General features: G+C 66.2%; 2 protein-coding genes. Both read right to left on the bottom strand.

The genetic code is table 11. From position 1 onward, the window contains the following. On the bottom strand, positions 1–196 hold a 196-nt coding region (locus tag ACLQ24_RS30270), incomplete at its 3' end, for a hypothetical protein (protein ID WP_425895145.1). Then, on the bottom strand, positions 193–441 hold a 249-nt coding region (locus ACLQ24_RS30275; RefSeq protein ID WP_425895146.1), incomplete at its 5' end, for a hypothetical protein. The genes ACLQ24_RS30270 and ACLQ24_RS30275, both read right to left, overlap by 4 nt.

Here is a 441-nt window from a genome sequence, read left to right on the forward strand (position 1 = left end):
CAATCATGGCGTCGGCCGTCTTCTGCAGGTGGGCCTCGCCCTCCCGGTTGTTGAACTTGAGGAGGTAGGAGCGATCGTGGCCTGCCAGGTGCCAGCAGGTGTTGAAGCGGCCTTGGGGAAGACGTCGGACACTGATGACTTCTGCGTCCGAGGCGAGCCGGCGGGCGCCAGCGCGGTCGAGCATCGGCGTCGTCATCGGCCTGCTCCGGTGATGGCGAGATCGGTGGGCAGCCCGTCTCGGATGAACACTTCGTAGACACTCTCGGCGAACTCGACGACCTGTTCGACGCAGAGCTGAGTTGGATCGCGGACGTCAAGGCGAGGCAGAGCCTGGTGCAGGCATCGGCCGAGGCTCCAGGGTGCGGCGAGTTCGATGGCCTCGGTGCTGGGCTCGGTCAGTGGGGTGAGTGCCAGGTGTAGGGCAGTCGCGGTGATCCGGCC

It is taken from the genome of Micromonospora sp. DT4 (genome assembly GCF_049841675.1).
Classification (GTDB): Bacteria; Actinomycetota; Actinomycetes; order Mycobacteriales; family Micromonosporaceae; genus Micromonospora.